A 7,512-nucleotide genomic window follows, 5' to 3' on the forward strand; every position below is an offset into this window, starting at 1 on the left:
TTAGGCGGTGAAAAAAGTGAACTATCCATATTACCCGGAACAACCTTTAGAAGAGTATCAATATGGCTATGATTATTATTCAAATCCCCAGGAAACTGACGAAAGATTCCCTTATGGTTATTATCCATATCCTCGCCCACGTCCATTTTATCCTTACCCTTATCCTCGTCCTATTTATTACCACCCCCCTTACTTTTACCCTCGTCCTCGTCCGTTTTACCCACATCCAGTGTATTGGAGATAAAAAAAGAAGAGCTATCAGCTCTTCTTTTTTGTTTCTTGATATTTAAACATCTCTTCTTTAATAATGATCACAAACGCTTCATTTTGCTCAATTTCAAAAACAGTAATAGCTTTTTCGAGGTAGGCTATTCCTTCTTTAAGCTCACCAAGCTGACAGAGTGCTTCTCCAATTTGATAGTGCAGTTCTCCTAATAAATAAAGCGTCTCATGCTGAATACACAGCTCTAGTCCTGCTTGTGCATATTTAACCGACTTTTCATAACGTTCCATTTGCAAAAGCGCATGTGATAATCCATATAAAATTCGAATTTTGACCAGAGGATCTTTTAACTTAGGAAGCAAAGCAATATGCTGCAATCCTTCCATAAACGTACTGAACGCTTTTTTTAAATGACCTTCTTCTTCATAAATAATGGCAATACTATTTAAAATAGCAATCTCTTTTTCTGAATAAAACTGTTCGCTCGTACGCGTGAACGCAATGGCTTTTTCCAATTTACGAAGCGCTTGTTCAAATTTATTTCCAATATAATAATCACATATGGCTTCGTGCCATAGGAAAAATTGTGCGTGAAAAGGATCTTGAAACATAGGGTTATCTTTTTCTTTGTTCACCATATGTAACACGGTTTCATAATCGCGTTTTCGTATATAATGCCTAATGGTCGATTTAATTTCTTTTGAATAATCGTTGGGCGTTAGCTCTCCTGCTTCAAAGAAATAATTCATCGGAACCCCTAAGCGTTTCGATAAATGATAGAGAACTTCACTGCTTGCATGAATTTCACCTTGTTCAAATCGATGTAGCTCTTCTTCTGTACAAATTCCTTCTGATAACTCGACAGTTGTCATTTCCGCAATCTTTCGCAGATCTTGAATCAGCTGACCTACTTGTTTTTTATCATTCAAAAAATCACCTTACTTAATGTCAATAAATGTTTTTATCCTACTTTTCTACTATACTCCAAACAAAATGACTTTAAAAGAGATAATGGGCTATTTTTTGAAACTCTTGTCAATCTTTTCTCCCTATCAACACAGAAAAACAGCACATCAATGTGCTGTTTTTCTCAAGTTTGTATGCTTTATGACACTATATATCCTTAAATAGAATCAAATACTTGACGCAGTTGAGCTGCGCTTTTATTAATTGCCTGCTGAGCGAGTGGCACAAATTCATGAAACCCTAAAAACCCGTGAATCATTGTTTCATAATTTTCATAGGTGACGGGAACACCGTGATTTTTTAATGCGTCCGCGTAGTCTTTTCCGCTATCTCTTAAAGGATCATACTGTGCTGTAATAATGGTAGCGCTTGGTAGACTCGATAAATCTTCTAGTAATACCGGAGCGTTATAGGGATGCTGTTCTTCTTCTTTATTATTTAAGTACTGAAGGCGAAACCAATCCATAAGACCTTTTGAAAGAAGATATCCTTCGGCATTTTCTTTCATCAGAGGCAGGGTGCTGATTTTTAAATCCTACAGACGGATAAATAAGCAGCTGATGAACAATGGATGGACCTTGTCTTTCTTTGGCTAAAATGCTTACAACCGCAGCGAGGTTGCCACCGGCGCTATCTCCTCCAACGGCAATTTTGTTTGAATCGATATTTAATTGAGACGCGTGAGATGAAATCCACTCCAAGGCATCATACGCATCGTTTACTGCAGCGGGAAATTTATCCTCAGGAGCAAGGCGGTAATCAACAGACACTACAATACAGTTTGTTTCATTTGCATACGACCTGCATATGGAGTCATGAGTGTCCAGGCTTCCTAATACCCAGCCTCCTCCGTGATAATAAACAAGAGCGGGAAATGGCCCTGTCCCTTCAGGTTCATACACTCGTATAGTGAGCGTACGTTCATTTAATTGGATTTCTTCATTATATACTTTTTTAACTACTTCTTTAGAAGGAGTTAAAGACATCTTTTCCATTTCTCTCAGCTGCGGGGGTGTAACGTCCTCTAAAGAAGGACGGGGCATTTCATTATATTGATTTAGAAATATTTGAATATGCGGATCTAACGGCATTCTTCTTCTCTCTCCTTTCAAGGTAACTCTATATGTAATGATGAATGAAATTTCAGAAAAAATCCAATATATTGTCTTCTCAGCAGGCTTTTGTTTGTTTTAATTAAAAATGGGTATAACAATTAAATAAAGAGGATGATATTCGTATATATTTTATTCTCACCTATATAAATATAAATACGTACAAAGGAGGCACAATGATGATTATTGTTTATATAAGCTTAGCTGTTGTTTTGGCATCACTTGCGTATCTTATTTACGCAGGCGTATCATTTAATAAAAAAATCAAGCCAACTGTGAACTCTGTAAATGCCACTTCTCAACATCTTCAAAAACGAAACTGATCATATTAAAGAAAAAACAAACCATTTAAAAGTAACACAAGCAGCGATTAAAACGGATATACAGTACAAAAAAGATTCGGTCAAATATACAGCCAACTCATTTAAACAGCTTGTTAATAGCTTTAAACGTTAAAAAAGGAAACCTCTATAAAGGTTTCCTTTTTTATTACATCGCCTGAGACGTATCTTTAGGAGGTGCAGCCGTTTTGTTTCGGTGATAAATAGCGTTAATCTCTCCTCCAATGACGAGAATTAACCCCGTTAAAAATAGCCAAAGCATCAGAACAATTACGCCTCCTAAGCTTCCGTAAGTAGCAGAATAATTGCCAAAGTTGCTTACGTAAAATGAGAACCCTAAAGATGTTAGCTGCCATAGCAGCGTAGCAGCGAGTGCTCCGGGCCATACGTGAGCAAAAGGAAACGTTTTGTTTGGCGCTAATCTGTATAATACGGATAAAACAAGTACCATAATGCCGACACCGACAATCCAGCGCAGAATATTTAAAACCACTGTTGTACCTGAAGGAAGAGAAAACCATTCGCTTATCCAATTTAATAAAACTCCTCCGAACACTGGTAAAAGAAGCGATACAACAATTGTTACAATTAATCCAATTGTTAAAAGAATGGACAAACCTCTTACTTTAATAAACGAGCGCTGTTCTTTCACGTCGTAGGCTTGGTTCATCGCACGGATAAAGGCGTTCATACCGTTTGAAGCGGACCAAATGGTTCCTAAAATCCCTACAGTCAGTAACCCGCCGTTTGGTTGGCTTACAAATTGAGCTACGTTATCTTTAAAGATTGCAGCCGTTTCTCCCGGCATAACGCTTTGAAGGACATCGATTGCCTCTTCCGGTTTAATAGATAGATACGGAACAATCGATATCAGTAAAATAAGCATAGGGAATAATGATAGCATATAATAATAGGCTTGCTCAGCCGCTAGTCCCGTTGCTTGGTCTTCTTGAATTTCTTTACCAAGACTTTTTCCAAATGATAATAGCTTTTTCATGATAAACCTCTACTTTCTCTTTTTTTGTTCTTTTCCCATTTTATGCACTTTTCAACCTTGAAAGTGGAGAATTTCAAGCGAAATCTCAAATCAAACGACCAAGAGAAAGTAGAATGATGTTTTCTACACAAAAAAAGTTCCAGCTCAAAAGAGCCAGAACTTTTCATCAGAGTGTTTATGTAGAGCAGACTAGCGAATGTGTCCTTGTGCACCACTTAATTGCTGTTGCGCCATTGCAACAAGATGCTTCGTCATTTCTCCACCAACAGAACCATTTGCACGAGCCGTTTGCTCAGCGCCAAGCTTAACGTTAAGTCTTCCCGCGATTTCCGTTTTTAACTGATCAAGAAGCTGTTCAGCACCTTGAACTAAAATAGGATTACGATTTGCCATGTTTATCACTCCTTTCCTTCAACAGCTTATATAGGTTAATGTTCCTTTCACTTGAAATTTTATACAACATCCCTCAAAAAAAAGATCCCTGGCTATCGCCGAGATCTTTTTTTCTTTTTAAGCTTTTTACACTCGTTCAAGAGGCATAGTGCAGCAGCGGAAAGAACCGCCGGACTTAATAATTTCAGATATATCAACTTCAATCACTTTATAGCCTCGTTTCCTTAACTCTTCATTCACTTCTGTATTCATTGGCAGGCTGACCACCCTTTGATTACCGATGGATAATACATTGGTTCCCATCGTAAACTGCTCTTCTTTTGTTACTTCAATTAAGTCATATTTCATGCGAAGTAAATTTAATTCTTTCTCATGTAAAGCAGGTGAAAATACAAGCGCTTCTGTAGGTGATAAAATATTTAACACACAATCAAGATGAAGATAAGACCGATCAATAGGAATCGGAACAACCTCATACGCTGGAAGCAGCTCTTGGATATGCTCCACGCCTTCTTTACTTGTACGGTCGCTGAGCGCAATAAAAATAGCTTGTCCATCAATGAGCACATCTCCACCTTCAATGGGATGATCCGGTACCTGATGGAAAGGAATACCTTTCTGCTTCAGCCAATCGGCTAGCACTTGTTCTTCTCCACTTCGAATTTTGCTACCCATTTTCGTGACAATAACGGTATCTCCAAGCGTATAGCCAATATCCCGCGTAAATACTTGTTCTGGAAATGGCTCTTGTGCAGATAGCCCGATGACTTCAACCCCTTCTTTTTGAAGGCATTCGACAAATTGACGGTGCTGCTTTGAAGCCAAGCTCTCATCAATGTTTTCATCCGCATAATGCTTTTGTGTTTCATTAATAATTTCTTCAATTTTCATATATGTAGGTGGGCAAACGACCACACGTTTTAATGTATCATACTCATTTTTACACCCATAACTATTCGTCATTTTAGCTGCCTGTTTCATTTGCATCTTTTTAAATCCCCCTTCGTGCATTTATGTACAGTGTTCCCTAAATCTCCTGAAACATAAACACGATTTTACTGAGGAAGCACCCCTGCTCGTCTATCTAAAAAGCTTTTTCAGGCAAGAAAAACAAAAAAACACAATACTTCTTCTAATTACAATAACTGTTAGTATAAAATAGTCTAGTAACTGTACAAAAAATTGGAGGTTAATATGAATAAAGTAGCGAACGCATTATATGCGGGCAGAAAAATTTTATTAATACTGTGGATCATCCTAATTGTCGGATTTGGCTTTTATGCGGCTAAGCTTCCTTCTGTGCTAGGAGGAAACGGATTTGAAATGAAAGGAATGTATAAGGATACCGAGCAGCTTTTAGTTAATAAATTTGATGTTAGCGAAGCTCAGATCATCGTTTTGTTTGAAAAAAAAGACGGAGTTTCTGACTCGAAATTCCAGCAAACCATCGCTCAGTATATGCAAAAAGCAAAAGACAAATCAGATGCGTCGAAAGTTGATATACCAACGGCTTCTAACAAGATGATAAAAGGAAGCACAGCGTATGGAATTATCCACTTTAATCACGATGATGGAACGATGGATAAACGAGTGGAAAAGATCAGAACTCTTTCATCTGAAGAAAAAGAAATGAGTGTAAAATTAACCGGTGGTCCTATTATTGAAAAAGATATGAATACAGCAAGCCAAGCTGATTTAGCAAAAGCGGAAGCAATCGGCATTCCTGTTGCTTTAGTTGTGCTTCTTCTAGCTTTTGGTGGCGTGGTAGCCGCTGCAATCCCTCTTATGATAGGAATTGTAACCGTCGTTACCACCATGGGCGTTGTCTATTTCTTTCATCCGTACACAGAGCTGTCCATCTTCATTTTAAACGTGATTCCAATGATTGGATTAGCTCTTAGTATTGACTTTGCCCTTTTATTTATTAATCGCTTTAAAGAAGAAATTCAAACAAAATCGGTAGAGCAAGCAATCAAAATCACCATTCAAACAGCGGGACGCTCAGTCATCTTCTCCGGATTATGCGTATTTATTGGATTAGCGGGAATGCTGTTTATCCAAGTCGATATTTTTCAAAACGTCGCTCTTGGAGGAATGGCTGTTGTTTTTATTGCTGTGTTTTCAGCTCTTACGCTGCTTCCTTCCATACTGGCTATATTAGGTACACGCATTAATCGTTTACGCATCTTAAAAGTCAGTGAACAAGGCGGTCAGTCTAGGTGGCGTTCATTCGCTACATTTGTCATGAAAAAGCCTGTAACTATGACAATTGTTTCTCTTATTATTCTGTTAGTAGCACTTATTCCCGTTCGAGACATGCATCTAGAAATACCGTCTTCAGAAGCGTTGCCAACAAAATACGAGTCCCGTCAAGCTTTTGACACGTATAACGATACGTTTATAAATAAAAACACGGCAGACGTTTATTTTGTGTTAGAAGCTAAGCAAGATATGCTGAAGGAAAAGCCTTTAACAAATGCCTTTACTTTTATAAAACAATTAAAAGAAGATTCGTTAGTTAAGCAAGTTGATTCTATTTCTACCACTTTAAACGTAAAATCCAGTGATCAGCTTCAAGCTATGCTGAACAACCCGCAGATAAGCGGGCAGACAAAGCCAGCTGTAGATTCGTTCATTAACGAACATTATATGCTCATAAAAGCTACGCTAGATACAGACCAAAATTCAGATCAGGCAAAAGATTTTGTTCGAAAATGGAAAGAGAAACGTTCACCTTTCACCGTTCATATTGGCGGCTATCCAAAATTCGAACAAGAAATATTTGATGAAATTTATGAAAAGGCGCCTTATGGCCTGGCTCTTGTTTTATTTTCAACCTATGTCATTTTAATGATTGCTTTTCGTTCCGTCCTGATTCCTTTAAAAGCTATCATTATGAATATTTTAAGCTTAACAGCTACGTTTGGTTTACTTGTATGGCTGTTTCAAAATGGACATTTAGGTCTTACCCAATCCAATATCGCTTTAGTGCTGCCAGTCTTTGTTTTCGGCCTTGTATTTGGGCTTAGCATGGACTACGAAGTCTTTTTGATTTCACGCATTCACGAAGTGTATCATCAAACCCGCGATAACAATGTAGCAACGGTAGAAGGCCTAGCTTCCACTAGTAAAATCATTACGAGCGCTGCTTTAATCATGATTGTCATTACAGGAGCCTTTGCTTTTACAGACGTAACGCCTGTTAAACAAATGGGCGTAGGAATTGCCTTAGCTATATTTATCGATGCAACGATTGTCAGAATGCTTCTTGTGCCTTCTCTTATGAAATTGCTTGGAGATGCTAACTGGTGGTTTTTCACTAAAAAAAGCGATAAGTCCAGTTCCAACGAACAGGTAAAATCATGATAAAAAAACCCGCTCAAGTGAGCGGGTTTTTCATTGAAGATTTCTTTATCGACTTAATTTAGCAAAAGCGATAATGCCTTCTTCATCGTCTAATTCCAGTTCTAGTCCTGCTGC

The 7,512-nt window shown here is 37.9% G+C and carries 7 protein-coding genes and 1 pseudogene; 3 read left to right on the forward strand and 5 right to left on the reverse strand.

The genetic code is table 11. The features are described from left to right. Positions 1-16 precede the first annotated feature (16 nt). Positions 17-244: a hypothetical protein gene (locus ACO1DI_RS13940; RefSeq protein WP_074681326.1), complete on the forward strand. Its 228-nt coding sequence runs from the start codon at positions 17-19 to the stop codon at positions 242-244. Between the two features lie 14 nt (positions 245-258). On the opposite strand, the gene ACO1DI_RS13945 is transcribed toward ACO1DI_RS13940, so the two are convergent. After that, positions 259-1,152: a helix-turn-helix domain-containing protein gene (locus tag ACO1DI_RS13945; RefSeq protein WP_014460151.1), complete on the reverse strand. Its 894-nt coding sequence runs from the start codon at positions 1,150-1,152 to the stop codon at positions 259-261. A gap of 194 nt (positions 1,153-1,346) precedes the next feature. Further along, positions 1,347-2,280 (reverse strand): annotated as a pseudogene (locus tag ACO1DI_RS13950) (alpha/beta hydrolase). 200 nt (positions 2,281-2,480) lie between these two features. Here ACO1DI_RS13950 and ACO1DI_RS13955 point away from each other — a divergent pair. Then, complete coding sequence (locus tag ACO1DI_RS13955; protein ID WP_423145388.1) at positions 2,481-2,624, forward strand: hypothetical protein; 144 nt, start codon at positions 2,481-2,483, stop codon at positions 2,622-2,624. Positions 2,625-2,790: 166 nt separating this feature from the next. Here ACO1DI_RS13955 and ACO1DI_RS13960 read toward each other — a convergent pair whose 3' ends face one another. The 3 genes from ACO1DI_RS13960 to ACO1DI_RS13970 form a co-directional block, all read right to left on the reverse strand. Then, positions 2,791-3,639 carry a YihY/virulence factor BrkB family protein gene (locus tag ACO1DI_RS13960; protein WP_208732327.1) on the reverse strand — a complete coding sequence of 283 codons (849 nt, stop codon included), beginning with the start codon at positions 3,637-3,639 and terminating at the stop codon, positions 2,791-2,793. A 189-nt stretch (positions 3,640-3,828) separates the two neighbouring features. Continuing rightward, positions 3,829-4,032, reverse strand: a complete 204-nt coding sequence (locus ACO1DI_RS13965; RefSeq protein ID WP_423145389.1) for a small, acid-soluble spore protein, alpha/beta type — start codon at positions 4,030-4,032, stop codon at positions 3,829-3,831. A gap of 126 nt (positions 4,033-4,158) precedes the next feature. After that, positions 4,159-5,019 carry a dimethylarginine dimethylaminohydrolase family protein gene (locus ACO1DI_RS13970; protein WP_423145390.1) on the reverse strand — a complete coding sequence of 287 codons (861 nt, stop codon included), beginning with the start codon at positions 5,017-5,019 and terminating at the stop codon, positions 4,159-4,161. 207 nt (positions 5,020-5,226) lie between these two features. On the opposite strand from ACO1DI_RS13970, the gene ACO1DI_RS13975 reads away from it, so the two are divergent. Next, on the forward strand, positions 5,227-7,398 hold the full coding sequence (locus tag ACO1DI_RS13975) for an MMPL family transporter (RefSeq protein WP_423145391.1): 2,172 nt from the start codon (positions 5,227-5,229) through the stop codon (positions 7,396-7,398). Positions 7,399-7,512 lie beyond the last annotated feature (114 nt).

The organism is Priestia sp. 40, from assembly GCF_049368575.1.
GTDB lineage: Bacteria > Bacillota > Bacilli > Bacillales > Bacillaceae_H > Priestia > Priestia zanthoxyli.

Bases quoted from the DNA above. Each gene is read 5' to 3' on its own strand.
- ACO1DI_RS13965 (WP_423145389.1), bottom strand. From the start codon at position 4,032: ATGGCAAATCGTAATCCTATTTTAGTTCAAGGTGCTGAACAGCTTCTT.
- ACO1DI_RS13955 (WP_423145388.1), top strand. From the start codon at position 2,481: ATGATTATTGTTTATATAAGCTTAGCTGTTGTTTTGGCATCACTTGCG.
- ACO1DI_RS13970 (WP_423145390.1), bottom strand. From the start codon at position 5,019: ATGCAAATGAAACAGGCAGCTAAAATGACGAATAGTTATGGGTGTAAA.
- ACO1DI_RS13960 (WP_208732327.1), bottom strand. From the start codon at position 3,639: ATGAAAAAGCTATTATCATTTGGAAAAAGTCTTGGTAAAGAAATTCAA.
- ACO1DI_RS13975 (WP_423145391.1), top strand. From the start codon at position 5,227: ATGAATAAAGTAGCGAACGCATTATATGCGGGCAGAAAAATTTTATTA.